This is a genomic window from Streptomyces sp. NBC_01808, from assembly GCF_035917395.1.
Taxonomy (GTDB): domain Bacteria; phylum Actinomycetota; class Actinomycetes; order Streptomycetales; family Streptomycetaceae; genus Streptomyces.
The window spans coordinates 25,979-49,540 of record NZ_CP109072.1 but is presented as its reverse complement, the minus strand read 5'-3'; the positions used below and the strand labels follow the sequence as shown (position 1 = coordinate 49,540).

General features: G+C 70.3%; 19 protein-coding genes and 3 pseudogenes. 17 read left to right on the top strand and 5 right to left on the bottom strand.

Annotated features, from left to right (window positions below; genetic code table 11):
- Positions 1–352: 352 nt before the first annotated feature.
- Positions 353–508: a hypothetical protein gene (locus OG946_RS00220; RefSeq protein WP_326794106.1), complete on the bottom strand. Its 156-nt coding sequence runs from the start codon at positions 506–508 to the stop codon at positions 353–355.
- Between the two features lie 479 nt (positions 509–987).
- On the opposite strand from OG946_RS00220, the gene OG946_RS00215 reads away from it, so the two are divergent.
- From OG946_RS00215 to OG946_RS00155, 13 genes and pseudogenes are all read left to right on the top strand, one after another.
- The gene (locus OG946_RS00215; protein ID WP_326794105.1) at positions 988–1,419 is read left to right on the top strand and encodes a hypothetical protein; all 432 of its coding nucleotides are present in this window, start codon (positions 988–990) and stop codon (positions 1,417–1,419) included.
- Positions 1,420–1,811: 392 nt separating this feature from the next.
- Positions 1,812–2,358: pseudogene (locus OG946_RS00210) on the top strand (IS5 family transposase); the annotation flags it as partial.
- Between the two features lie 529 nt (positions 2,359–2,887).
- The gene (locus OG946_RS00205) at positions 2,888–4,012 is read left to right on the top strand and encodes an ABC transporter ATP-binding protein (protein WP_326794104.1); all 1,125 of its coding nucleotides are present in this window, start codon (positions 2,888–2,890) and stop codon (positions 4,010–4,012) included.
- Between the two features lie 114 nt (positions 4,013–4,126).
- On the top strand, positions 4,127–5,206 hold the full coding sequence (locus tag OG946_RS00200) for an ABC transporter substrate-binding protein (protein WP_326794103.1): 1,080 nt from the start codon (positions 4,127–4,129) through the stop codon (positions 5,204–5,206).
- 47 nt (positions 5,207–5,253) lie between these two features.
- Positions 5,254–7,047, top strand: a complete 1,794-nt coding sequence (locus OG946_RS00195; RefSeq protein ID WP_326794102.1) for an ABC transporter permease — start codon at positions 5,254–5,256, stop codon at positions 7,045–7,047.
- 112 nt (positions 7,048–7,159) lie between these two features.
- Positions 7,160–8,749 (top strand): DUF885 family protein, encoded by a 1,590-nt coding sequence (locus OG946_RS00190; protein ID WP_326794101.1) that lies wholly within the window; start codon positions 7,160–7,162, stop codon positions 8,747–8,749.
- Positions 8,746–10,395 carry a gamma-glutamyltransferase family protein gene (locus tag OG946_RS00185; protein WP_326794100.1) on the top strand — a complete coding sequence of 550 codons (1,650 nt, stop codon included), beginning with the start codon at positions 8,746–8,748 and terminating at the stop codon, positions 10,393–10,395. Before OG946_RS00190 ends, OG946_RS00185 begins: the two co-directional genes overlap by 4 nt.
- Before the next feature lie 62 nt (positions 10,396–10,457).
- Entirely contained in the window at positions 10,458–11,237 is a 780-nt protein-coding gene (locus OG946_RS00180) for an IclR family transcriptional regulator (RefSeq protein WP_326794099.1), read from the top strand.
- Positions 11,238–11,337: 100 nt separating this feature from the next.
- Positions 11,338–12,324: a succinylglutamate desuccinylase/aspartoacylase family protein gene (locus OG946_RS00175; protein WP_326794098.1), complete on the top strand. Its 987-nt coding sequence runs from the start codon at positions 11,338–11,340 to the stop codon at positions 12,322–12,324.
- Positions 12,325–12,394: 70 nt separating this feature from the next.
- Positions 12,395–13,609 carry a metal-dependent hydrolase family protein gene (locus OG946_RS00170; RefSeq protein WP_326794097.1) on the top strand — a complete coding sequence of 405 codons (1,215 nt, stop codon included), beginning with the start codon at positions 12,395–12,397 and terminating at the stop codon, positions 13,607–13,609.
- Positions 13,610–13,730: 121 nt separating this feature from the next.
- Positions 13,731–14,636 (top strand): aldo/keto reductase, encoded by a 906-nt coding sequence (locus tag OG946_RS00165; protein ID WP_326794096.1) that lies wholly within the window; start codon positions 13,731–13,733, stop codon positions 14,634–14,636.
- A 123-nt stretch (positions 14,637–14,759) separates the two neighbouring features.
- A complete protein-coding gene (locus OG946_RS00160) occupies positions 14,760–15,386 on the top strand; it encodes an NmrA family NAD(P)-binding protein (protein WP_326794095.1) in 627 nt (208 codons plus the stop codon).
- A 726-nt stretch (positions 15,387–16,112) separates the two neighbouring features.
- Complete coding sequence (locus tag OG946_RS00155; protein ID WP_326794094.1) at positions 16,113–17,132, top strand: DUF4331 family protein; 1,020 nt, start codon at positions 16,113–16,115, stop codon at positions 17,130–17,132.
- Positions 17,133–17,523: 391 nt separating this feature from the next.
- On the opposite strand, the gene OG946_RS00150 is transcribed toward OG946_RS00155, so the two are convergent.
- The gene (locus OG946_RS00150) at positions 17,524–18,810 is read right to left on the bottom strand and encodes an alkaline phosphatase PhoX (RefSeq protein ID WP_326794093.1); all 1,287 of its coding nucleotides are present in this window, start codon (positions 18,808–18,810) and stop codon (positions 17,524–17,526) included.
- A gap of 161 nt (positions 18,811–18,971) precedes the next feature.
- On the opposite strand from OG946_RS00150, the gene OG946_RS00145 reads away from it, so the two are divergent.
- Complete coding sequence (locus OG946_RS00145; RefSeq protein WP_326794092.1) at positions 18,972–19,481, top strand: GNAT family N-acetyltransferase; 510 nt, start codon at positions 18,972–18,974, stop codon at positions 19,479–19,481.
- Positions 19,482–19,504: 23 nt separating this feature from the next.
- Here OG946_RS00145 and OG946_RS00140 read toward each other — a convergent pair whose 3' ends face one another.
- Both OG946_RS00140 and OG946_RS00135 read right to left on the bottom strand, forming a co-directional pair.
- Positions 19,505–20,026 (bottom strand): MmyB family transcriptional regulator, encoded by a 522-nt coding sequence (locus tag OG946_RS00140; RefSeq protein WP_326800099.1) that lies wholly within the window; start codon positions 20,024–20,026, stop codon positions 19,505–19,507.
- Between the two features lie 125 nt (positions 20,027–20,151).
- Positions 20,152–20,250, bottom strand: a pseudogene (locus tag OG946_RS00135) (helix-turn-helix domain-containing protein); the annotation flags it as partial.
- Positions 20,251–20,294: 44 nt separating this feature from the next.
- Between OG946_RS00135 and OG946_RS00130 the strand changes: the two are divergent.
- From OG946_RS00130 to OG946_RS00120, 3 genes and pseudogenes are all read left to right on the top strand, one after another.
- Positions 20,295–20,642, top strand: a pseudogene (locus OG946_RS00130) (SDR family oxidoreductase); the annotation flags it as partial.
- A gap of 188 nt (positions 20,643–20,830) precedes the next feature.
- On the top strand, positions 20,831–21,241 hold the full coding sequence (locus OG946_RS00125; protein WP_326794091.1) for a hypothetical protein: 411 nt from the start codon (positions 20,831–20,833) through the stop codon (positions 21,239–21,241).
- 125 nt (positions 21,242–21,366) lie between these two features.
- Positions 21,367–21,615: a hypothetical protein gene (locus OG946_RS00120; protein WP_326794090.1), complete on the top strand. Its 249-nt coding sequence runs from the start codon at positions 21,367–21,369 to the stop codon at positions 21,613–21,615.
- A 395-nt stretch (positions 21,616–22,010) separates the two neighbouring features.
- Here OG946_RS00120 and OG946_RS00115 read toward each other — a convergent pair whose 3' ends face one another.
- Positions 22,011–23,171, bottom strand: coding sequence for a carboxylesterase family protein (locus OG946_RS00115; protein WP_326794089.1), 1,161 nt, complete (start codon positions 23,169–23,171; stop codon positions 22,011–22,013).
- Between the last annotated feature and the right edge of the window lie 391 nt (positions 23,172–23,562).

Sequence of the window (23,562 nt, the reverse complement as noted above, 5' to 3'; positions counted from 1 at the left end):
GCGTGCCGCGCGTCAGGCGGGCTCGATGTTCGTGGAGTCGCACAGTGGTGTCGGCCCGTCGTAGCCAACCCTCCAGCACCAAGGCCCGGAGTCACACCGGGATCCGGCCGTCGTTGAGGACGACGGCCGGATCCCGACATCTCTCAGCCGTCCTGGGGGCGGAACCCGTCGATGCCCCTGCGGCCGGGTCGGCCGCAGGGGCGATGTACTCGGCGACCGCGCGGTGGGCCCGCGCCGACCGCGCGGGTCGATGGGACGTCCCCTCGCGTCTCGCCGAAGGTGGCACACGGACTCGGGGCGAGGGCTGGCGGCGCCCTTGGAGCCGATGCTGTGAACGCATTCCCCAGCATCGTCACGGGGCAGCCGAGGGGTGGGCGACGCCTTCAGGCGACGGCCCCCGGCACGGTCTTCTCTCCGACATCACCGAGCTGCCGTCCCGCTGCCGCGCGATGCCGGTGATGGCGGTGTCGGTGTTGTACAGCTCCCGTTCGGCGGGGGAGTGGTGCATCTCGACGGGGATGCCCAGCCTGCCCGCGTTCTTGATGAGGTAGCGGCCGCGGCCGGGGTGGGGCCGGTCGGTCTCCCACGCTTTGGGGCGGACCAGCCGGCGACCATCTCCCGCTCGCGGGTGGTCAGCGCGCGCCGGGACGGGCGGCCCGCGCTCCGATCCGCGTTGGCCACGGCCGAGAGCCCGACGGTCGGATCACGAACGGCAAACACCCCGCTGCCGTCGAGGAAGCGAACCCGGTCACGGGCCGTCGCCCTCAGGCCCACTGACGGCCGCTGTGCTCCGCTGCACTCTGGGAGGCGGGGAGGGGTCCCGGGGCACCGGCCGCACGATGCATGGCAGGTTCCGCACCTCACACGCCTGGCATCGAGGAGAAGCTCATGACTGGCCCACCCCCCTACCCGCCCCACAACCCCTACGCGCCTTCCCCGCCGGCTGGCCCCTCGCGGCCATGGCAGGTGCAGTGGGCATGGGGCCTGATGGTCGGTGTGACGGTGCTGTGCAGCATCGTGGTCGTCAGCGACGAGTCGCTGAAGCGATCTGAGTTTGAGTCCCCGGGGGCATCTGAACCGTCCGCACCGTATGCGACGTACCTCTATCTGGCGGTGCTCGGGTTGTACCTCCTCTTCGCTTTCCGAGCCCGGAGCGGCAGGTCGTCGTCCCGGATCGGGGCGCCGATCATGACGGCGCTCGTCTTCTTTACGATGACGCCCTATTGCTGGCTGGGCTTCACCGACGCCTACGACGTCTTCGGCCCCGAGGGCGAGAAGTTCGGCCCCGTCTACGCGGTGCAGACCATAGTCGCGCTTGCGGTCTCCGTCCCTGCGCTGGTATTGGTCTACTTCCCGGCGAGCAACGCCTACTTCCGATACATCCGTACGGGCCGCATTCCTCCTCCCCCTCCGGCCTGATGATCGTTGGCTACGATGCTTCGGCCTCATTCGAGTGCATCAGCAAGATCCGCAGAGGGGCCGACCCCTGACAGGCGATCAGACAGTGGTCTTCACCTCCTCGGCAGGGCGGCTCCGCTGCGGGGGACTGCTGCGTGATCGGGTGACACCTGACCTGGGCGGAGCTGCGCGAGGCCCGCAAGCGGATCCGGCTGCTGGAGCAGGAGAACGAGGTGCTGCGGAGGGCCGCGGCGTATTTGTCGCAGGCGGGTCTGCCGGCAGAATGATGTACCCGCTCGTCCGCGAGCTGGCCGCCGCTGATGCCCGGATGCGGATGCCGGTGGCGGCGGATGTGCCGGGTGCTGAAGCTCGCCCGCCAGCCCTCCTACCGGTGGCTGGCCCGGCCGGTCACCGATGCGGAACTGACCGAGGCGTACCGGGCCGACGCCCTGTTTGACGTCCTCGACACCGCCCATGTCAGGGCGAAAAAGGGGGCGAACACACAGGTCCGAGCCTCGTGGACCGGGGCAAGCCGGGATCCAAGATGCACATTCTGTCGGACGCGAACGGACTGCCCCTCCTCGTCGGCGTCTCGCCGGCAACACCCACGACAGCGAACGGCTGAAGCCCATGGTCGAGGGTCACCAAACGAGACACGACCCTCACAACGGCCGGTACTTCAAGCCCCAGCGCCTGCACCCTGACAAAGCCTACGACCGCTCGGACCTGCGCAGATGGCTCCACTGGAAGCGGATCGGAGTACGCATCGCCCGCAAAGGGATCGAGTCCAGCGAACGATGAGGGCGCCGCCGCTGGGTCATCGAGCGGACCATGTCCTGGCTGTCCGGCTACCGCCGACTCAGCCCCCGCTACGAGCGCCATCCCCGCAACTACCTGGCCTTTCTCGGCCTCGCAGCCGCCCTGTGCTGCTACAAGCGCCTCGTCCGCCTCACCACGTAGGACACCGTCTAAGAGCTCGGGCCAGCACGGCGCTTCACCGGCGTGCACCTGTTGGGGCCGGCGCCGCTGCTCGCCGGCGGCAGCCTCGTCGAGTCGGTCATGGCATGGAACACCACCAGCTCACGGACTTCGTGGAGTACGGAGACACGGTGGGCACCGAACTGATTATGCACCGGCACATCGGACATGTGCGGGGCCCCTGGGCGGCGCCCTGACATCCTCTCCGCGCGCGTAACGCAGATTTTACCGGACGGATCGTGCGGGCATTCGGGCCCGGTGCGACGGCGCTCCGCACGGGCTGGCCCGGACGCCGCGCACGGAGTGAACCTCCCGGTGACAGGCGGGTGTTGAGCGCTCCTGCGAGCGGGCCCTGTGCCCGATTCCGAGTCCGGCCGGATGGCTAGAACAGTGCCCTGCGAATCGTCGCCGCTTCAAGAACTTCGCAATCGACCGTTGACCGCACCCTTGTCACTCACTTAGCGTCCTGCCCACGCCAGTGGAAGCCAAGTTCCAATGAATGGAAGTTCAGGTGAACGCTGTGAACCCGGACGATCCGTCGGCTCTCGACGCCCGACTGACCAATGTCAGCAAGACCTATCCCGGTGGCGAGACCGCGGTGACCAGCATGAACCTCGGCGTCAGGCGCGGTGAATTCTTCTCGCTCCTAGGGCCGTCGGGATGCGGGAAGTCCACGACACTGCGCATACTCGCCGGTCTCGAACAGCCCACAGAAGGCACCGTCGCCATCGCGGGCAAGGACATGACCGGAGTGCCGCCCAACAAGCGGCCGACCAACCTGATCTTCCAGAGACTGGCGCTCTTCCCGCACCTCACCGTGGCCGAAAACATCGCCTTCGGCCCGAAGATCCGCCGCCAGTCACGCGCGGAGATCCGGACGACCGTCACCGACATGCTCGACCTGGTCGGCCTCGCGGGTTACGCCACCCGCAAGCCCGCGCAGTTGTCCGGCGGCCAGCAGCAGCGGGTGGCGATCGCCCGCGCCCTGGCCAACAAGCCCGCCGTACTGCTGCTCGACGAACCCCTGGGCGCGCTGGACCTGCGGCTGCGGGTACAGATGCAGCGCGCTCTGAAGCAGATCCAGCAGGAGTCCGGAACCACCTTCGTCTTCGTCACCCACGACCAGACCGAGGCGTTCACCATCTCCGACCGGATCGCCCTGATGAACGGGGGCCGCGTCGAACAGGTCGGCCGGCCCGACGAACTCTACGACCGCCCCGCCACCGAGTTCGTCGCCACGTTCCTCGGCGACACCAACATCATCCGCGGCGCCGTCGATGACCGGGTGCTGCGCGCGGACGGCTTCACCTGCCGCACCCCGGGCCCCGGCACGGCGCTGTCGGTCAGGCCGGAGGCCATCGCCATGCGGCCCAGGCTGACCGCCAGCTTCGACAATCTCTTCACCGCCCGCGTCACCGACCTCACCTTCCAGGGAGCGAGCATCCGCTTCCAGGTGGCCGTGGCGGACTCCGGGCCCGAACTGGTCGTACAACTCCCCGCCAAGGAAGCACGGGGGATCGCCGCGGGGGACGAGGTCGAGATCGGCTGGCCGTCCGACGCCGCCGTCATGCTCGGCGCCGGCAACCAGGGCCTGTCCGCCGGACAGGCCCTGGCCGAGCGCGGGCCCACCATCTGAAGTGCGTTGACCACCCAGGGAGAGACCATGCACAGCAACACGGACAGCTCGAATGGGGACAAGGGGGCGGCCGGAGCCACGTCGCCCGCAAGAGAAGGAACAAACCGTACCTCGGTGTCGCGGCGCTCGCTGCTGGTCGGCAGCGGTGCGGTGACGGCCGGGCTCTTCCTGGCTGCCTGCGCCTCGAACAAGCAGCCCGGCGCGTCCGCGAATTCGGGCTCGGGCAAGAAGCTCACCATCACCATGACCCCCTTCGCGGGCGCCGATCTGGGCGTCATGCCGAGAGAGTTCGCCAAGGAGTACCAGGACAAGCACCCCAACGTACAGATCAAGATCGACGACACGCTCAATCTCGCCAAGCAGACCGCCGCCTATCAAGCCGACCCGCACAAGCCGCTGAACAACCTGGTCTTCTCCAACGGCGGCGCGACGGCCACCGGCAAGGCCACCGGTATGTACCTCAAGCTGGATTACAGCAAGATCCCCAACACCGCCCAACTGCACGCTCAGTTCGTCGAACGCGACCACTGCGGTGTGGTGTTCGGAGCCGACCAGATGGGGCTGGTCTACAACACCAAGACGTACCCCAAGGGCTTCGAGTCCTGGGCCGACCTGTGGTCACCCGACCAGCGCGAAAAGCTCTGTTTCTTCACCATCCCCTGGTGGGCCATCGGCATGGCCGCCAACCTCAACGGGGGCGGCTGGGACAACATGGATCCGGGCTTCGAGCTGTGGATCGAGCACGCCAAGAACATCCGCACGATCGTGACGGCCAACCCCCAGTTCCTCAACGTCCTGTCCACCAGCGAGGCCCCGCTGACCTCGCACTACCTGGGCACCTCGACCGCCTGGCGCAGCGAGGGCGCGCCGCTGGGCTACAGCCGTCCCACCGAGGGCGCCTTCTTCGACCCGGTCGGCGTGAACATCAACTCCGGCAGCTCCGACGACCAGCTCGAGGTCTGCTACGACATGGTCAACGAGATGCTCCAGCCCAAGTGGAACCAGCGCTGGGTTGACACCTCGATCCAGATTCCTGCCTCCAGCACATCGAAGCTGACCTCGAAGCTCAAGGCCATCCCGGCCATCGCCGCGGGCCCCGACCAGAAGTTCGTGGACGTCGACTGGGACACCGTCGGCAAGAACATGGCCGCCTGGACCGCGCGGTGGAACGAGGAAGTCGTCTCCAAGATCTGACAAGCCAGTTCTGACGACGTCCACCCACGACCGGAAGGACCTGCACGATGGCGGACAACCCTCCAGGCGGCATACGAGAAGCCGCCCCGGTGAGCGGGGCGGCAACTGCCACGGCGGAGCGCCTCGCCCCCGACGAGCCGGGACCCCGCCGAGGACACTCCAAAACCTTCACCGGCAAGGGCCGCGACCGGCGCACCGCACTGCTGCTGCTCGCCCCCAGCGTCGTGCTGCTGCTCGCGGTGTTCGTCTTCGCCATGGAGTCGCTCGTCGAGTACTCCCTGCAGGAGTACCAGCCCGGTGGCGTCAACACCACAAACACCTTGGCCACATGGGCGAAAGTCCTCACCGGCTCCTACTACTGGTCGGTGATCTGGCAGACCGTACTCGTCGGTCTGCTGGTCACCGCGATCACCGCGGTCGTCGGCTACCTCACCGCCCTGGCCCTGCACCACACCAAGCGGACGGGCTGGCGCAACGCCGGATACGCGGTGGTCTTCTCCTCGCTGGTCTTCTCCGGCATCGCCAGCGTCTACGCCTGGCAGCTGCTGCTCGGCCAGGAGGGTTTCCTCAACTCCGCGCTCGGCCTGTTCGGCATCGGTCCTGTCCATCTGCTGTACGAGCGCAGCGCCGTCGTCATCGCGCTCGTACACACGCTGCTGCCGCTGATGGTCCTGCCGATCAGCAGCACCTTCCGCCAGATCGACGGCACACTCGCCGACGCGGCCGACGACTTCGGAGCCTCCCGCTGGCGCACCTTCCGGTCCATCACCCTGCCGCTGAGCGCACCGGGGCTCATCGCCGGCTGCCAGCTCACCTTCGCCCTGGCCATCTCCAGCTTCACCGCCCCCAGCCTCCTCGGCGGCGGGCGGATCGCGACCCTGTCCACCAGCATCTACTCCCTGGTCGGCACCACGGACTATCCGGGCGCCTCCGTTTGCGCCCTGGTGCTACTGGTCCTAGCGCTGGTCTCCACCGGAGCGTTCGTACTCCTCCAGCGCCGGTTCGCCGAGGCCGACCAGGGCGGGGTCACGATCAGTCCGTCGCCGCCGAGGGGCATCCGCGGACTCGGGGTGTGGATGGCCGTGCTGTACGTCTTCCAGCTCGTGCCCGCCGCGATCGTCGTGATCAGCTCACTGTCGTCGGTCTCCTACGGGGTATGGCCGCCGCCCAGCTTCTCCACCCGCTGGTACACCAGCCTCTACCACCAAGACGGCGTCATGGACGCCTTCGTCGGCAGCGTATGGATCGGTGCCCTGGTCGCCGTGCTCGCCGTACTGCTCGGTTCTGCCGGTGCGGTCGCCCTGGTGCGCTACCGCTTCCGGGGCAGCGGAATGGTCCAGTCGGCGCTGTTCTCACCCGTCGTGGTGCCCAAGATCGCCTTCGGCTTCGCCGTGTTCATGCTGCTCGCCCGGGCGGGCCTGCCCTCCGGCCGCTGGGCTGTGGTCCTCGCCCACACCGTGGCGACCGTGCCGTTCGTGATCGTGCTGCTGTCCGCGGCCCTGACGCGGGCCGACCGCACCCTCGACTACGCGGCGATCGACCTCGGCGCCTCGCCGCTGCGCGCCTTCCTGGGCACGACGCTGCCGCAGATCGCGCCCGCCCTGCTGATCAGCGGAGTCTTCGCCTTCCTCGTCAGCTTCAACGAGATCGACCTGTCGATCTTCCTGCTCAACTCCGACCAGCAGACCCTGCCGGTGTGGATGTACGGCTACCTCAACAACTACCAGGACCCGACGCCCGCCGCCCTGTCCACGATCATGACCGCGCTCTCGGTGCTCGTCGTCGGACTCGGTGCGCTGCTCCTGCGCGTCGTCCAGCGCGGACGCCGACTGGAACTGTGACCGACCGCGGCCCGCGACGACCTACAGGCGGCCCCGTACACGCGACCGCCTCCACGTACACCGCCCGACCTCGTAACGCCCCGGCCTCGTACCACCACCAGGGAGACCACCGATGGCTGAGCTGTTCCCACGGCTGCGCCACGTCTGCGATTTGGACGCCGCCTACCTGCGCGAATACTCAGGACTGCACGACGAATACGACGGCACGATCGTCGATCTGTCGCCGTCCGGGGTGGCCTCGGCGCTCGCCGCGCTCGGCGGTCCCGCGCTGGACGACGCGCACGACGAAGCACAGCTCGCGGCCACCGAGAACGCCATGCGGACCCGGTTCGGCCGCATCCGCCAGCACCGCTGGGACCCCTGGGTCCATATCGAGGCACTGGACCTGTCGTCGTACGACCGGCCCTACGCCGACGGCGCGGTGCGCGAGGAGGCCAGGCGCCGCCACCTGCGGCTCTGGCCGGACGCCGTGGACAATGCGATCGAGGCGCTGGACGAACTGTCGTCCTCCGTCGCCGGGATGTTCCTTCCCGCGGCGCGCGGGATGGCCGCCGAGGTCCGTGAGGACGACGGCGAGGACGGTGTCCGCGCCCTGGCCGCGCTGGCGCGGCTGACCGCGCACCTCGAATACGCCGCACGCGAGGCCGCTCCAGCCGCCGGCCTCGGCAGGGCCGACCTCACGGCGCTCCTCGGCTGCGAGGACCGCGTTGTGGTGGACCTCGAAGAGCTGGCCGCCATGGCCGACAGCGAGTACGCGCGGATGAGCGACATCCTGGACGATGCCGCAGCCCGCCTCGACCCCGCGGGCGCCGACGATCCGGCCGCTCGGACCCGGCGGCTCAGCGCTCGGGTGCGGGCCGACCACGGCGACTTCCCGCGGATCCTCGCCGACACGCAGGCCCAGGTCGCGCTGGCCGCTCGCTTCGTCCGCGAGCGCGATCTGGTGCCGATCGTGGACGAGGCGTGCGTCATCGAACCCAGCCCGCCCGCGCGGAGTTGGGCGGCGGGAAGGGTGAGCTGGACCGCGCCCTGGGAGACGCGAGGCCACTCGCTCTTCCATGTGACCGGGCCGTCCCCGCACTGGTCGCTCGACGATCACCGCGCCTGGCTGTCCCGCTTCAACCGGCCCGCGATGGCCGTGATGGCCGTGCACGAGATCGGCCCCGGCCACTGCAGCCACGCTCTGATGATGGGTCAGGTCGACCGGCCGGTCCGTAAGACGCTGTGGTCCGAGCTGTTCTTCGAGGGCTGGGCCCACTACGCCGAGGAGATGATGTGGGAGGAGGGCTACCAGGACGACAGCCCCCTCTACCAGTTCGGCATGGCGCAGGAAGCCATGATGCGGGCCGTCCGCGTACAGGCCGCGCTCGGAATCCATACTGGTGCACTCACCCTCGATGAGGCTATCGCCCTCTTCGAACGCAAGGCGTTCCTGGCGGGTCCCGCCGCGCGGGCCGAGGCGCTGCGTGGCGTCTGGGAGCCGACGTACATCCGTTACACCTGGGGCAAGGTCCTCGTGCGGCGGCTGCGCGACCAGGCGAAGACCGCGTGGGGCGCCGACTTCACCCTGCCGCGCTTCCACCGCGAGCTGATGGCCTTGGGTTCCCCGCCGGTCGGCCTGGTGGCGTCGGCCATAGGCGCCGGCCCGGCGCCGATCCCCCAGTCGGGCTCGCGCCCGGGCCAGGAGAGGGGGTCGGTATGACGGAGGGCCAGTGGCCGGTCGTGGACCCGGCACTCGAACAAGGGCGGAAGACCGCAGCTCACGGCGGCACCGCCATGGTCTCGGCCATGCATCCCATCGTCGCCGACGCGATGCTGGACGTCCTGCGGCGCGACGGCAACGCCATGGACGCGGTGCTGACGGCCGTCCCCCTGCAAGGTGTGGTCGAGCCGCAGATGACCACGCTGGCCGGTGGTATGTCGGTGCTCCACTACGACGCGGCGCGGCAGACCTACGACTACATCGACGGCGAACTCGACCACACTCGCGACGACCCGCCGGTGGCCGCCACCTGGGACCACTATGTGACCGTGGACGGCGCCCTGGGCGCCTCCTCCGGCCGACGGGTCGCGGTCCCCGGCGCCGTGGCGGGCATGCACCTGGCCATGGAACGCCACGGCAGCATCCCCTGGGCCGATTACTTCGCACCGGCCGTCGAGGTAGCGGCGGCCGGTTTCCCCATGTACTCCTTCCTGTACGGCGAAGCCTTCGAAGCCGCCGCGGGCCGGTTGTCCGCCCACCCCTCGGGCCGCGCCGAATTCCTGCCGGACGGCCACGTACCGCCGGTCGGGGAGCGGCTGGTCCGCCCGGCGCTGGCCGAGACGATGCGGCGGATCGCCGTTGACGGCCCCGACCACGTCTACCGCGGCGCGTGGGCGTCCAGCTTCGTGACCGCCGTGCGGGAAACCGGCGGTACCGTGACCGTCCGCGACCTCGACGACTACGCGGCGCGCGCGACCCAGCCCGTGCGCCGCGCCTACCGGGGCCACGAGATCATCGGCGCCCCGCCCCCGTCGTCCGCAGGGGTCCTCATCGCTCTCGTGCTCGGCATCCTGGAGAACTTCGACCTGCCTGCCATGGGCCACTACACGCGCGACGCCGAAGCCCTCGAAGTGCTGCGGCGCGCCATGGCCTTCGCTGAATTCTTCACCGAACGCTTCGTGAAGGACCCGCTGTCCTACGACGTACCGGTGGACGAACTTCTGTCACCTGACTTCGCGGCGTCGCTGGCCGCGCTGATCCGCGGCAACGCCAGGCGCGACCCGGTGCCCGCGAACAGCGGTACCGTCCGGCCGCCCGGCACGCCGCACACCAACAACACCGACCACGTCGTGGCGGTGGACGGCTCGGGCAACATGGCGTCGCTGACCCACAGCGTCTACGGCACTACCTTTGGCACCGGTCTGGTTGTGGACGGCATCCACGTCAACAGCGGCAACAGCTTCCCGGGCACCGGCAACGGCGAAGGGCGGCGCGTCCTGTCGCCGTTCCCACCCACCATGGTCGCCCGCGACGGGGCACCGCACCTCGCCCTCGGATCACCCGGCCTGTCCGCGCGCGCCACCGCGATCGTGCTGGCCAACCACCTCGGCTACGGCCTCGGCCTGCCCGAGGCGATCGACGCGCCGCGCTTCCAAGGCGCCCAGACCGACCAGCCGTTCACCGTCGAGGCGCGTGTCGATCCGCGGGTACTGGACACGCTCGCCACCCGCTACGGCGCCGACGTACGGCTGACGACCCCGTACTTCTGGCACTTCGGTTCCGTCCACGCGGTGGAAGTCGACGCGGACGGCCACCGCCACGGATACTGCGACCCGCGGCGCCCGGGACGGGCCGCGGGATGGTGACCGCCCCGCCCGAACAGCCGCCCTACGCAACCGACTTGGGACGACAGGAGAGGCACGTACCTATGGCAGAGGACACCGAAGTCCCCGGGCGGGCCCCCACCGAGAACACCAAATCACCGAGCTACATGGGGCGCATCCTCAACCTGTTGGAGCAGTCCGTGGTCGCCGAAGGCGCGCCGCTGACACTCACCGAACTGGCAGCGGCGGCCGATGCGCCGTTGTCCACTGTGTCCCGGCTGACGGCCCAACTCGTCGCCTGGGGCTTCCTCAACGAGACCACCACGCACCGCTTCGTGCCCGGCCGACGGCTCGCCGCCATGGCCGCCGCCGTCAACGAACACCTCTACAGCAACGACCGCCTCCAGCAGGCCACCCGGCTGCTCACCGGCATCACCGGCGAGAGCACGACGGCCGGACGCATCGTCGGGAACAGCATGTTCATCATCGCCCGCACCGAGTCCGAGCAGCCGCTGCGCGCGGTGAACCGGATCGGCGAGTTCATCCCGCCCGACAACTCCGCGCTCGGCAAGGCCATCATGTCCCGCCTGCCGCGCGCCCGGCAGCTCGCGCTGCTGCGCGGCGCCGACGTGGCCGACCCTGAGGCCACGCTGGAGAAGATACAGCCGGAGCTGGAGGAGGCACGGCGGCGCGGCTACGCCGTGGACGAGGAAACCTACAGCGTGGGCCTGCGCTGCCGGGCCGCCGCCGTCATCGGCCCGGACGGTCTGGCGGTCGCTGGTCTTTCCATCAGCGGGCCGGCCGCCCGTTTCACCCTCGACCTCGCCGAAGGAGCCGTTCCCGCGCTGCGCCAGGAGGCGTCCGCGATCGGCGAGATGCGGTGACCTCGGCCGGCCGGGGACACCGTCCCCGGCCCCCGGTGCCGAAATGAGCCCGAGAACTGATCCCCGTACCCATTGCTGTATCACCAAGGAGACACTGCGGATGAGCGACACCACAGCCACCGGGACCCCGGCCGCGCAGCCCGGCCACACCATCGAGACCGTCCCCGTCACCCGCTTGGACAGCGGGCACGACCTCGCGCTGACCGTCCACCGCCTGACCGGCGCCCGGCCGGGACCCACCCTGGTCGCCTTCGGCGGAGTCCACGGCGACGAGGCCATGGGCCCCGAGGAGATACGCAGGTTCGTCTCGTCGGTCGACCCCGCAGAGCTGGCGGGCACGATCGTCGCCGTACCGGTGGCGAACCCGTACGCGTACGCGGCGATGTCCCGCTTCACCCCGCAGGACGGTCTCAACCTCAACCGCATCTTCCCAGGCGACCGCAACGGCTCGGTCACCGAGCAACTGGCCTCCGTGCTCGCCGAGATCATGCTCCAGGCCGACTACTTCGTGGACTTCCACTCCAGCGGCCTGTACTCCACGGTCGAGTATTCGTACATCATGGACGACGGCCGGGAGATGGCCACGTCCTTCGGCGCCGCGCTGCTCTACCACCACGAGCCCTACGAGGGCACCTCCAGCGCGTGGGCCATCAAGAACGGCATCGCCTCGACCGTCTGCGAACTCGGCGGCGGCGGCCAACTGACCGACGCCTTCCTGGGCAAGGCCGTGCGCCAAGGCCGCAACATGCTCAAGGGCATTGGCATGCTGGAAGGCGCCCCGGAGGCCATCGTCGAGCGGCAGACGGTGATGACCGAACTCGTCACGCTCCGCCCGGCCAAGGGCGGCGCGATGATCTCCCGCTTCACCCCCGACCGGCTCGGTGAGGTGATCAAGGGCGGCACGGTGCTGGGCGAGGTCGTGGACCCGTACACGTTCGAGACGCTGGAACAGCTCGTCGCGCCCTACGACTCCAACATTCTGGTGCTCACTCGCGAGAGCTACACCCGCACCGCACCGGGCGACTACGGCTTCATGGTGGGCAACGCCAAGACCACGACCACCGTCGACGAGCTGTTCGGCGCCTGAGCGCCGGGGGCGCGAGCCAGTAGGCGACAGGCGGATCGGCGTAGCGGAAAACGAGGAGCGGCCTACCGGAATGGACATCAGACACGTCCACGTGGTGGACCCCGAGAACGAACAGGTGCTCAGGGACCGGCGGATCACCCTGGAGGGCGACCGGATCACCGCCGTCGCGGCCGACACTCCCGACCCACTCGCGCCCGGTGACCTGGACGGCACCGACCTGTACGCGGTCCCCGGATTCATCGACTGCCACGTGCACGTCACCTCGGTGACGGCCGACGAGTGGGCGGACACCGGGATGCCGCCGAGTTACGTCACCGCCCACGCGCTACGGGAACTGCGCGCGATGCTCGAACGCGGCTTCACCACGGTCCGGGACGCGGGCGGCGCGGATGCCGGACTGGCCGACGCCCTGGACGAGGGGCTGGCGCCCGGCCCCCGGCTGTACGTGTGTGGAAAAGCGCTGTCGCAGACCGGGGGACACGGCGACCTGCGGCCCCGAGGCCGGCTCCACACGGACGACCACCCGGCCGTGCCCGGCATCGGCCGGATCGTCGACGGACCCGACGCGCTGCGCACCGCCGTACGGGAAGCCGTACGGTCGGGGGCGTCGTTCGTGAAACTGATGCTCTCCGGTGGGATCTCCAGCCCCACCGACCGGATCGACACCCCGCAGTACAGCGAGGAAGAGATCCGCGCGGCGGTCGACGAGGCGAGGCGGGCGGGCGTCTACTGCGCTGGGCACGCCTACACACCGGAGCCGGTGGCCCGCGCGCTGCGACTGGGCGTACGCACCATCGAGCACGGCAATCTGATCGGCCCTGACGAGGCGCGGCTGTTCGCCGAGCACGACACGTACTACGTGCCGACGCTGGTGACGTACACGGTGCTGGCGGAGGAGGGCCCGCTCCACGGGCTCCCTCCCGCGAGCACCGCCAAGGTCGCGGCTGTGCGTGACAGTGGCCTCACTGCCCTGGCTTACGCCCACGCCGCCGACGCTCCGATCGCCTTCGGCACCGACCTGCTCGGTGCCATGCACGTCCATCAGTCGCAGGAGTTCGCGCTGCGGGCCAGGGTGCAGCCGGGCTGGGCGGTGCTGCGCAGCGCTACTACCACCGGCGCCCGGCTGCTCGGCGCGGCCGGTGAACTCGGTGTGCTCGCCACCGGCGCCCGCGCCGACATCGTCCTGACCCGCCACAACCCTGCTGTCCACGTCGAGCGGTTGGCGGACCCGACGCACGAGGTCGCCGCCGTCTTCTCGCGGGGCCGCCTCGCGGTACGCCGCTAGCGCGGCGCGCGCGGCAACCACCGGGTCGCCGGGCCGATCGCCAAATCGACTGTTCGCCGACCGGAGTTGTGCCGCCCGGCGGCTGCCGGCGTGGCAGCACCATCAACAGACAGGGAGCCGTATGAACCACTCACCGCACCTCACCAACCCGACCCGCGCGTGCGGGCGTTCGAAGGTCTTCCCTGTCGGCCTGGGCGGCATGCTGCTGTCCATCGAAGGTCGTCCGGACCGCGCGCAGGCCATGGCGACGATCCACGCCGCGCTCGACGCCGGAGTGACCCTCATCGACTCCGCCTCCGCCTACCACATCCGCGCCGACGAGGTGGGGCACAACGAGACGCTGATCGCCGACTCATTGGACAGTTGGGACGGCGATGCGGCCGGAGTCACGGTGGTGACGAAGGCGGGCCGGGTCCGGCCGGGCGACGGGCGATGGCTCACCGACAGCAGCCCCGACCACCTCGTCCGCTCGGCCACCGCGTCCCGCGACCGGCTCCGCCTCGACCGCATCGAGCTATTCTTCCTGCACGCCCCTGACCCGGTCGTGCCGATCGCCGACTCGCTGACCGCGCTGCTCCGGCTGCTCGCGGAGGGCACGGTCAAGTCGGTAGGCGTATCCAACGTCACCGTCGCCGAACTCGACCTGGCTCACGAGCTGTTGGGCGAAGCCCTCGTCGCCGTGCAAAACGAGTTCTCGCCCAGCGCCACCCAGCACCGTGCGGTACTGCGCCGCGCGGAAGAACTCGGCCTGGCATTCCTGGCCTGGCGGCCGTTGGGCACGGTCGGCACGAGGGACGACGAACTGACCGCCGCATTCACCGAGGTGGGCCGCTCCCACGACGTCAGCCCTCAACGCACCGCGCTGTCCTGGCTGTTGTCCACCAGCCCGGCGATCATCCCCATACCGGGCGCCCGCCGCCCCGATACGATCCTCGACTCCGCCCGCGCTGCGGAACTGCATCTGGGCGACACCGAAGTGAGCCGACTGGGCGCGGCGGTCGCGAGCCGGGCGGTGCTTCAGGAGTAAGGCCGCGGCATCGTACACATGGTTCCGCCGACGCACCTTGTCCGCGCATGCGGACGAGCCAGGTCCACGGGTGGTGGCGGCCCCGTAGTCCTAGCTCGGACGCTGCGGGCAGCAGCAGGGAGAGTGCACTGGATCTACGGCATCGGAGGCGGTGACTCCGGCGATTTTGGTGTGCAGGCGCTGGCGTACGAGCCGGAAACCCTGGCTGCCGAGGTCCGCCAGGGCAAGGCGGTGGCAGATGCCGCCAGGGCGGCTGGGGTCGGACATTTCGTGTACAGCTCCGTGGGCGGTGCCGAACGGCACACCGGGATCGACCACTTCGAGAGCAAGGCCGAGGTCGAGCGGCATGTCCTGACCCTCGGGCTGCCCGCCACCGTCCTGCGGCCGGTGTTCTTCATGAACAACCTGCTGCACTACGCCGACGCCGTGGGCGAGCGAGTGCTCTCGCTGCCCGTAAAGCCGGACAGGCCCATGCAGATGATCGCCGCCGATGACATCGGGTTCTTCGCCGCCCACGCCTTCGACGAGCCGCAGACGTACATCGGCCGCCAGATCGAGCTGGCCGGCGATGAGATCACCTTCCCCGAAGTGGCCGAGATCTACCAGCGCGTCACCGCATCGCCGAAGTGCTGGGCGGCAGGCCCGGGGCCAGGCTCGCCAGAAGGCTCGGAATGGCGGTGGCCAAGGACACCCTCCTACGATTTCTTCGGACCACACCCCTGCAAGAAGCGGGAGCACGGCGCGGACTGACCAGTGCGAACCTGCTTGGCACGATCCTCCGGCCCGGCACCGCGCAGTTCGGAGTCGGCGCCCGGCGAGGTACTCGATTCCGGCCGGACGCGGCGCGATGGGCAAGAGGGTATCCGGACGGCTCTGCGCTACGCGCTGTGGTAACGGCGCCCGCTGGTCAGGTACGTCGGTGGGGAGGCGGCTGCGACGGCTGCGGCTGTCTTGTGCGCTGTGCCGCCGGCCGACGGTGGGGAGGGCTGCCGATGGGTTGGCGGTGGCGGTACGGAGGCAGTGGGAGGCGGAGGCGCGTCGGGGTGGGGTGTGGAGATCGGGGCGGTGTTCGCCGAGCGGGTACCGACCCCGGCGTCTGGTAATCGTCACTGACGTGCCAGACCAGCGCCGGTGCCCTTGCCGCGGCGCGTAGGGCAGAGCAGTCCGGATGCCCTCTTGCCATCGGCCGCGTCCGGCGGAATCGAGTTCCTCGCCGGGCGGCGACCCCGAGCTGCGCGGTGCCGGGCCGGACGGGATCGTGCCAAGCAGGTTCGCACTGGTCAGTCCGCGCCGTGCAGGTTCTCGCCGGTGAGCCGTTCGAGGGTTGTTTGACGGCCGCGCCTTCGCTTTCGATGGCCGGACTGCTCTGGCGGCTAGCGTGGATTCACCCCAGGTGTGGGTGTACCTCACACGCCCCAGAACGGCCGTTCGAGGGCTCCAGCGGTTTCCGACGGGCAGACAATGTAAGGGCCTGACATGTCCAACCACTTCACCGGCCTCAGTCTCGGGCCACCACTCGGCGACCAGCGCCTCGATCTGTGTGACCTATACGCCTTCGGGGCACCCGGCGATCCGAGCAGGACCGTTCTCATCCTCAACGCCAATCCCAACGCAGATGCCATGCACCCCGACGCCGTGTACCGCCTGAACATTGACAACGACGGCGATTACCTGACCGACCACGCCTTCAGTTGGGTCTTCAGCCCGCCGGCATCCGATGGCTCGCAGACATACAGCGTCTTCATGGCAACCGGTGCGGAGTCCCGCAGGCCCGAGGCGGTCGGCACCAAAATCGTGTCGGACGCCGCCGTCTCCTTCGGCCCCCGGGCCAACGTGGTCAGCGGCGGCGATTACCAGGTGGCTGCCGGTAGCCGCAGTGACGCCTTTTTCTTCGACTTCGACGGAATCAAGAACCTGTTCGACACCAGCGGCAAGCGGAACTTCACCGCGCCGCATCTGGGCGGAAAGTCCCCGTGGACCGGCATCGACTCCAACACCAAGGCCAACGTCTTCTCCATGGCCATCGAGCTGCCGACCGCGCAACTGGCCCCCAATCCCGAGTTGCATATCTGGGGCCGGTGCAGCGTCATGCGCGACGGCGAACTCGTTCACGCGGACCGCGCTGGGCACCCGTCAATGAGCAGCTTCTTCAACACCGACGACACGAAGGAGGAGTACAACGCCAGCGAGCCGGTCAACGACCGGGCCAGGTGGACGGATCAGTTCGTCCACCTGCTGGGCCACACCGGCGGCTACTCGCGTGAGGAGGCGATCGTCGCGCTCGACGAGCACGGCCTCCTGCCGGACGTGCTGCACTTCAACCCGTCCATGCCTGCTGCGTACCCGAATGGCCGCACATTCAGGGAAGACGTCATCGATATCCGCGTCGCGTTCCTCACCAAGAACGAGGCGCCTCCGACCGGACTGACGCCGCACACCGACACCCTGGACCGGTTCCCGTACCTCGGCGACCCGCATCCGGCAACCACCTCCTGACGGTCTTCGTGAGGGTGTGCCGTGCCGCTTCGGGCCGGTTATGGGGCGGTTATGGGCGTCGGGTGCCGCCACCGGCTGTGTCGGCCGGGGCGGCACACGGTGCGCATCCGTGCCCGGAACGGGGCGTACGCGGTGGCGCTGGCCATGATGGCGTTCACGGTCCGCGAGGGTGTCTGATCGGGGCGCGCACCCCGGTGGGGATCGCCGGGGGGTATCTCTATGTCCCGCAGTTCCCTTCCGCGCCCCGGTCACCGGTGCGGGAGCCATCACCGGAGTCGGCGATGGCTCCCGGTGTTGCGGGAACGCGGCAAGGCCACCGACACTCCCTGTCCGGTGACGCTCGGCTGGGGTACAGCGGCCTCGTCGCATCGGCAGTGTCAGGGCCGACCGCTCAGAGGGCGCCCTGGGACCAGGGCCCGGTGATCGCGAACGTGATGCCCGGAGTCTGGATGTTCACGAACAGCCAGTTGCCGTTCTTCGGTTCGAACACCGAGCCTGCCCACTCCGAGCCCCGGTGGTCGGCAGCGGTGACGTTCTTGCCCGCCGTGCCGCCCCGCAGGTCCACGTTGTTGGCGGCGAAGCGGAAGATCTCGCCGTCGGTGGTCAGACCGTGGACATACTCGGTGCCGCCGCCGTCCTCGCAGAGCACCAGGCCGCCGCGCGGGCTGACGCACATGTTGTCCGGTGCGTTGAGGACCTCCGCGCCGGGCGAGGCGAAGAGAACCCGGAACTCGTCGGTGGCCGGGTTGAGTTCGAAGACCTGGCCCTGGCGGGAGGGACCGCCGTCGGTCGTGATCACGTAGATGCGGTCGTTGCCGTACCAGGCACCCTCCAGGCGGCTGAACACGGCTGCGCCGTTCGCTTGCGCCTGGAGTCGCACCGTGTCCATCGCCGGGTCGACGTCCTCAACGGGCACCCAGGAGACGGTCCCGTACTCCTTCTCCCCGTTGAGGCGGGTGTCGTACGACGTGCTGCCGATACGCAGAGCCTCCAGCCGGCCGCCCTTGGACAGATCGCCACGCACGGCCGGGACGAAGCGGTACAGGGATGCGTCGCCGCGGTCCTCCGTCTCGTACACGTAGCCGGTCGCCGGGTCGATGGCGATCGCCTCGTGGTTGAACCGGCCCATGGCCTTGTAAGGCTCGGGATTGCCCTTGCCCTCCGAGGCCACCTCGAAGATGTAGCCGTGGCGCTTGCCGGCCGTCGTGGAGAAGGTCTCCTCGCAGGTCAGCCAGGTCTTCCAGGGGGTGGGCCCGCCGGCGCAGTTGCGGATGGTGCCGCCCAGGCTGCCGTAGGACTCCAGCCACTGGCCGGCGTCCGGATCGAAGACCAGGGTGGTGGTCCCGCCACCGGCCTCGGGGTTGTAGGCCGGGGCGGTGAAGGCGGGCCCGGCACCGCGCTCGTGGTTGCGGACGAGATGCACCTTGTCGCCGTAGCGGAAGGCCGCCATGCCGTCGTGCGAGCTCGGGGTGCGCACGCCGTCGTCCATGAGGTCGTTGGTCCAGCCGAAGGAGATGTACTCAAACCCGCGCGGCAGCTCCAGCAGTTCCAGGCCGGTCGCCTGGTCCTTCACCGGCCTCAACGGGCCGTATCCGGCGTCGAATTCGAACTTGACCGGCACTGCTGCCGCAGTGCGCGCGGCGAGGGCCTGGAAGGGGACGGAAGCGGCGGCGGCCACCGCCGCTCCGCGCAGGAGAGTGCGTCGTTCGAAACCGGGACCCGTGGGTCTTTCAGCAGACGTGTCTGTCATGGGGAAGTCCTCTCGATGCAACGGACCGGGGGAGACGCCGGTCAGCCTAGGAACGAACCGTTGCTCCGATTCCCAACAGGAAGTGATCGTTGGAAGAACCTCTGCCAGCCACCGGGCGGCAACCGTCGGGGTGCCACGTCGCCGCGGTCTCGGACGCTGACCTGCTCATCCCGGCCCGTACTGGATTCGCGCTGGCCGGTCCGGAGGAGTCTGGTGGGTTTGCGGTGGTGGTTCCGGGTTTGGTGTTTGGTTCTGCTGCCACCGTGGTGGGGTCTGGTTGGGGGTGGTTGTTGAGGGTGGGGGCTCTGGATGCCGGTACGGGTGCGGTGGTGGGCTATACGGAAGTGTTCATTCCGCCTGCTCCGGCGGTGCGTGCCCAGCACTGCCGTGTGGTGGTCGTGCCGGTTCATCGTCGGCGTGGTCTGGGGCGCTGGGTGACGGCGGAGTTGCTGCGCCGGTTGCGTGCCGAGTATCCGCGGATCAGCGAGGTGGAGACCGTCGCGGCTGACGGCGATGCCGCGGTTCTTGCGTTGGGTGAGGAGTTCGGTTTCCGTGCGTACCGCCGTACGCACGACTATCGTCTGCGTCTGCCTGGCTGAGTGCGCGGCCGGTGCCGGGGTGGTCAGTTGGGGCTGGGGCTGGGGCTGGGGGTGGGGGTGGGTGGGCCGAGGAGGGCGGGTGTTTCGGCGCTGGGTGAGTCTGGTTCCGCGTGGTAGGCGGCTGGTTCCTGTCCTGGGGTGGCGTGTGCGCCGAATGTCTGCGTCGTCAGCGTCAGCGGGTCCACGGCGGGGTGTGCGATGCGTTTGTGTTCCAGTGCTTTGCTGCGGGCGTCGTGCCGCACCCGCAGCTCCGTGAGCTTTGGGCTGGTTTCGAGTGGTCCGGTGAGGACCTGCCGTATCCGTGGGTCCTTGGGGGGCGGTGCCGTGGTTGAGGCGGAAGCGGCGATGGAGTTGCGTGTCACGTCGTGCCAGTCGCGGTAGAAGGAGCGGGCGGCGGGGTCGGTGAACACGGTCTCCATGGGGTTGCGCGAGTATGTCCGGCCGAGGAGGAGCGCGTCGGCGATGGTGTTGGAGGCGAGTACGTCGTAGGCGTGGTTGTGGACGAGTGCCGGGTTGTGGGGCCAGGTGTCCGTGAGCGTGAGCAGGCTCGGCTCTGCCCGGTCCGGCGCTGTGGCGGCGCGGGTGGGGGGGCGAGTCCGGCCAGCCGGAACAGGTGCAGTCTGGCGTCTTCGTCCAGCCGCGGTGCGGCGGCCAGTGCGTCGAGGACCTGCGCGGAGGGGGATCGTTCCCGGCCCTGTTCCAGCCGTATGTAGTAGTCGGCGCTGACTCCTGCGAGCAGGGCGACCTCTTCGCGCCGCAGTCCCGGCACCCGGCGCTGTCCGGTGGCCGGGAGGTTCACTGCGGCGGGGGTGAGGTGTGCAGGGCGGCGGGCATTTCGTGACGGTTGCCAGTGTCGGTGCGCATGAGGTGGTGCTGAGCAGTGCGGTGTATTCCGCTACCAAGCATGCGGCGTGGGTGGTTACCGAGGGTCTGCGGCAGGAGGCCGACCTTTCGGTGCGGGTGACGGCCGTTTCGCCCGGCGTGGTGACCTCCGAGTTCGCCGGCACCATCGCCGACGCCGGTGCCGCGGAGGTCATGTGTACCTCCCGTGCGCATGCGATCGCCCCTGGTGCTATCGCCGCCGCTGTCTCCTGTGCCCTGTCGCAGCCGGTGGAGGTGGACGTCAACGAGATCGTCGTGCGCCCGGCCCGCCAGCGCTGAACTCAGCGCTGGCCCGGGGGCTGCCCCAGCGCTGGCCCGGGGCTGGCTCGGGGCGGGCCCCGGGGTGGGCCCCGGGGTGGGCCCCGGGGTGGGCCCTGGGGTGGGCCCGGGGCCGTCCGGGGGCTGGTCTGTCGGGGCAGCCGCTGTGCGGGGGCTGCTGTGTGGGGCGGGACGGGTAGGTTGGGTGTATGACTGCGGCGGCGGCGGGTGGGCCCGCGGAACCGGGGACGGCCGGGGACGCGCAGGCACTGCGGTTTCTCATGCGTGCGGACCTCCGCGCCGCGATGAAGGCACGCAGGCGTGAAGTCGTCTCCGCGCTGCGCACCGCTCTGGCTGCGATCGACAACGCTGAAGCGGTCGAGGCCCCCGCCGCCGAGGCGGAGCAGGGGAGCGGGTACGTCGCCGGGGCCCGTGCCGGTGTCGGTTCGGCGGAGGCGGCCCGCCGGGTGCTTTCCGCCGGGGAGGTACGTGCCCTGCTGCGGGTGCAGATCACCGAGCGCCGCGCCGAGGCCGGGGTCTACGAGAGGGCCGGCCGGGCCGGGGCCGCGGAGCGTCTGCGTCGTGAAGCCGATGTGCTCGCCGCGTACCTCACCTCGTAGGCAGTCTGCTTCCTTCTTGCCCCGGGGGTCAATCGGCGCCGGTGGTGGGGGAGTTCGCGGTGGCCGGTGTCAGTGGCTTTCGGCAGAATGTGGGCGTGCGGCATGTCCGGTGAACGGAGGCGATGATGGCGGACGACACCGCCGAGGTGACCGCGGCTCAGGCATACCGGCGGCTGGTGCGCAGCGTGCAGGCGGCGCTGGCCGAGCCCGGCGGGTCCGGGCCGGCTGCGGCGGTGGTGCTGGCCGGGCCGCTGGCTGATGCGGACCGGGCGCTGGCGGCTGCGGGTCTGGCCGGGAACGAGCCGCGGTTCTTCGCTGTCGTGCGCAGTGTGGCGGTGATCCCCGCTCCGGCGCCCGGTCCCGCACCGGCGTAACACGCGGGCCGCGCACCGACATAGGACGCGGGCCCGCGCACTGATGTATCTACGCGGCCGCGTTCCGGCGTAACACGCGGGCCCCGCACCGGCGTAGCGTACGGACGCGGGGTGCGGGCCGTGTACGGAGGTATCTGGGCGGGCCGTGTACGGATGTAGCGTGCGGGCCGCGCTCCGGCGCGCCGGGGCGGGCCGTGGAGGTTAGCGGCTGTTTCCAGAAGCTGCAGTGGTGGTCGGCCGTGAACGGGGTGGGTGCGATGGTGCCGTCGGCGAGCCCGAGTACCGTGGTCCTGCCTTGTGCCTGTAGCGGGCGGCATCGGGGCAGGCCGGTGTGGTGGGGGTCGCCGTGGTGGGCGAAGGCGGTCCAGTAGCCGGTCATCGTGGCGGTCGGGTCTTCAGGGGCCGGGGTCGGTCCACGGCAGGCCGAACAGGTAGGGCAGGTCGGAGCGGTGGTGGGCGCCGTAGGGGAAGCCGTCGGTGGCGGTGCCGCTGTCCTGGGCCAGTTCGTGCGCGTATACGGGTGCGTGCCGGGCGGCGAAGGCGGTGGCGGCCGGTGTCGGGCAGGTGCTGATCCTTGCGCCCCGGTCGGTCAGCGGCCGCGAGAGTGCGAGTACCGGGCTCGGGTCGCCGGTGGCGGGGTAGTGCCGCAGGACGGCCGGGGCGTCGTCGCCGATGGTGTCGGTGACGACGTCGGCGTAGCCCCGGGCGGTCAGCGGGCGGCCGGCGAGGTCGTATGCGTCGGGGACGAGGGAAGGTATCTCGTCCCGGGTGCTGCCGGTGAGCGGCGGGATCCCGGCTGCCGAGCCGTGCCGCAGTGCTGTTTCGGGCTGCTGCGGCAGGAACGGTGTGCCGGCGACCGGGCCCCGGGCGTCGTCGGTGGTCGTCCCGGTGACCGGCGCCGTGATGTCTGCCAGCGCGTTGAGCAGGTCGGTGGCCGGCGTGTGGCGCGGGCAGGCCGCGATGTCCGCGGCCCCGGCGCAGCCGGCGTCACGGGCCGCCCGCGCGCCTGTGGCGTCGGCGGCGGTCTTCGCCAGGACCGGGTTGGTGCAGGCGCCGCTTTGCGCGACGGCCCGCTGGAAGAGGCCGCGGGAGGCGGGTGAGGCCAGGTGCGCGCAGACGCTGCGGGCGCCGGCCGGCTGCCCGGCCGGCGTGACGCGCCCGGGATCGCCGCCCAACGCCGCGGCGTTGGCCCGGACCCAGCCGAGCGCCCGGGTCTGGTTCATCAGCCCGTGGTTGCCCGAGACGCCGCCTTGGCCGTCCAGCGCCGGGTGGGAGCCGAACCCCCTCACACCGAGGCGGTAGTTGACGCTCACCACGATCACGTCGCCGGCGGCGGCCGGCCGGGCGGCGTCGTAGTCGGATCCGGCGCCGGTGGTCAGGCCGCCGCCGTGCAGCCAGACGATCACCGGCAGCGGCCCGGGCCGTGCCGGCCGCAGCGGCGCGGTGACCTCGGTGTACAGGCAGTCCTCGCCGCCGCCGGCCGGCTGCGCGCACCTGGGCCCCGCCGCGCCCGTGGTCGCGCACGCCGGACCACGGGCGCGGCGGCCGGGGCGCACGCCGGCGCAGTGCGCCGGCCGGCGGCCGCGCGTACGGCACGCCCCTTGAACCGCAGGGCGCCGCCCGTCGCGCACGCCGCGCAGCAGCCCTGCGTCCACCCGTACCAGGGCGGGATCGGGTGCTTCGGCGGCGGCCGGCGCGGCCGCCGGGGGACAGCGCGCAGACGGCGGCCAGGCACAGCGCGGTGATACGGGCGCGTAAGGACATGCCCCACAGCATCGGCCGCGCTGCGCCGGGCCCGCGTCCCCCGCCGGACGTCTTCGCCGCTGCTCCCGGTGCGTAGCCGGCGCGCACGCGGGACCCCTCCCGGGCTCGGGGCCGCACAGTGGGAGCCGGCGGGCCGCCCGGCGGCGCCCGTACGCGGCCGGAGAGCCGGCATCGCGCAGCGCT

Bases quoted from the DNA above. Each gene is read 5' to 3' on its own strand.
- OG946_RS00220 (WP_326794106.1), bottom strand. From the start codon at position 508: ATGCACCACTCCCCCGCCGAACGGGAGCTGTACAACACCGACACCGCC.
- OG946_RS00215 (WP_326794105.1), top strand. From the start codon at position 988: ATGGTCGGTGTGACGGTGCTGTGCAGCATCGTGGTCGTCAGCGACGAG.
- OG946_RS00195 (WP_326794102.1), top strand. From the start codon at position 5,254: ATGGCGGACAACCCTCCAGGCGGCATACGAGAAGCCGCCCCGGTGAGC.
- OG946_RS00190 (WP_326794101.1), top strand. From the start codon at position 7,160: ATGGCTGAGCTGTTCCCACGGCTGCGCCACGTCTGCGATTTGGACGCC.
- OG946_RS00185 (WP_326794100.1), top strand. From the start codon at position 8,746: ATGACGGAGGGCCAGTGGCCGGTCGTGGACCCGGCACTCGAACAAGGG.
- OG946_RS00180 (WP_326794099.1), top strand. From the start codon at position 10,458: ATGGCAGAGGACACCGAAGTCCCCGGGCGGGCCCCCACCGAGAACACC.
- OG946_RS00175 (WP_326794098.1), top strand. From the start codon at position 11,338: ATGAGCGACACCACAGCCACCGGGACCCCGGCCGCGCAGCCCGGCCAC.
- OG946_RS00170 (WP_326794097.1), top strand. From the start codon at position 12,395: ATGGACATCAGACACGTCCACGTGGTGGACCCCGAGAACGAACAGGTG.
- OG946_RS00165 (WP_326794096.1), top strand. From the start codon at position 13,731: ATGAACCACTCACCGCACCTCACCAACCCGACCCGCGCGTGCGGGCGT.
- OG946_RS00155 (WP_326794094.1), top strand. From the start codon at position 16,113: ATGTCCAACCACTTCACCGGCCTCAGTCTCGGGCCACCACTCGGCGAC.
- OG946_RS00125 (WP_326794091.1), top strand. From the start codon at position 20,831: ATGACTGCGGCGGCGGCGGGTGGGCCCGCGGAACCGGGGACGGCCGGG.
- OG946_RS00120 (WP_326794090.1), top strand. From the start codon at position 21,367: ATGGCGGACGACACCGCCGAGGTGACCGCGGCTCAGGCATACCGGCGG.